At 40.9% G+C, this 1,786-nt stretch carries 2 protein-coding genes; both read left to right on the top strand.

Going from position 1 to position 1,786, the window contains the following annotated elements:
* Nucleotides 1–82: 82 nt before the first annotated feature.
* Nucleotides 83–1,393, top strand: coding sequence for a VENN motif pre-toxin domain-containing protein (locus AC4IFT_RS22260; RefSeq protein ID WP_490752897.1), 1,311 nt, complete (start codon nucleotides 83–85; stop codon nucleotides 1,391–1,393).
* Between the two features lie 11 nt (nucleotides 1,394–1,404).
* Nucleotides 1,405–1,668, top strand: a complete 264-nt coding sequence (locus AC4IFT_RS22255; RefSeq protein ID WP_490752895.1) for a DUF8617 domain-containing protein — start codon at nucleotides 1,405–1,407, stop codon at nucleotides 1,666–1,668.
* The last annotated feature ends 118 nt before the right edge of the window (nucleotides 1,669–1,786 follow it).

The following is a 1,786-nucleotide window of genomic DNA, read 5'->3' as shown; positions in this document are numbered from 1 at the left end:
GCCGATAAAAACAAACTCGACACGGGCACACTGGGCTTTGGGGATATCAAAAACAAAGCCGAGTACAAAGTGGATAGGCAAAGTGGCGGGTTTAGCACTGGCAAAAGGTGAAAATTCAGGTGCGCAATCGTTAGGTACGATGACGGCAGAAGCGGTGGGAATGCTGTCGCAAGAGCTGTATAAGAAAAAGCCAAGTGAGCTAACGGAAGATGAAAAAGCGACGGTGAGTGCGTTTGCGAGCCTGGCCGCGGGTATAGCGGGCGGGCTAGTTGGCGGCGATACGTCCAGCGCAGCAAATGCCGCAGAGGCCGGGAAGACCACGGTTGAGAATAATTTTTTAAGTCCTGATGATCGCGACATAAGAGACAAGGCACTCGAAGATCAAAAGGCAGGTAAAAATCTCAAAGAAGCCTCTCAAAATATTATCTATCTAACAGATAAAGATAACTATACCGACAAGTTACTCTATCAATATGGTCAAGGTACTTTAGATAAAGCGGGGGAAACCGCATTGACTGAATACCTTAACGCATATGCTACACAGTTACAGTTAAGAGGAATGAGTGAATCAGATGCACTCAAGGCTGTAGAACAGATATTGAAATATCCAAGCAGTGCGACACCTGATTTGTCTGCTGAATACAATAAAGCGTTAGGGCAACTCAGCACTGAAGAAAGACATACATGGCAAGCGATGATTGGCACAGATGCATTATTGGCGGGTCCGGGACGAGCAAGCCAATTAATGCGGTTAGCGTTGATTTCAGGCGGTTCTTATCAAACAGGAACGGGTTTTGCCCAAATTGCCGATGGGAAAATTGCTGATGGCTTAATCAATGTTGGTCTTGGTAGTACAGCTATATCAGGTGGCTATCTAGGAAATAAATTTACTACTGGTAAGCCGAACGGAGGAATAGTTGCTCCTGAAACTAATGTTTGGCAGGGCAGTGTGTTAGTAAATGAAAAGTCTACATCTACTTTACCTGCTATACGTGAAGGGAAAATTAGCTATGAAACATTGGCAAAACCAGATGCGAACGAGTTGAGAGCAGGAAATGCTTTTTCTAAGCTTGGGTACGACATTAAATATAAAGAAACAGCTTCTGATTTAGGGATCAAAAATAAACCGACTCAAGATTTATGGGTCTATGGTATAGGCAAAGTTGATGTTTACACACCGAATCCTAAAACAATGACAGAAAAATCAATATTAAGAATGATAGAGGCTAAAAACAAACAAACTAATTCAATAATAATCCAAGCAGATTTACCAGCTAAAGAAATGAATAGCATTGTTGCTAGAACATGGAACAAACCAGGAGCTAATAATATTAATAGCTTATTTTTTCAGGATTCGAAAGGAAATATGGTTCGATATGATAGACCTAAGTAAGGAGATAAATGATGTCTAAGTTTGCTTGTCGGTGTGGCTATGTAATGAGCTTATCGAATGAAGATAACGATTATCAATATTCCTTCGTAGCTGAAAAGACTATAAATGAAATCATCTGGATATTGGAAACCAATAATAATCTAATAGAGAGTGATGATTTTTTGTCAAAAATAGATTCCAAAAGAATCCAAGCACTGTATTGTCCTAGTTGTAAACGAATTTGGCTAGAAAATGAAGATGGCTCTTATAACTCTTATTACAAAGAAATAGATTAAAGAGATCCCAGCCCATACTGGGATCTCATCTAGCCGTTTACTCCCCCTCAACCAACCGGATAATCAACTGTCCGGCTTGGTGAGTGAGGGTAAAGTGACTGCCCACCTCAAACCCTAA

Source organism: Providencia sp. UF-183 (assembly GCF_058246155.1).
Note: the sequence above shows the minus strand (reverse complement) of the source record. Positions and strands in the feature narration are given on the sequence as shown.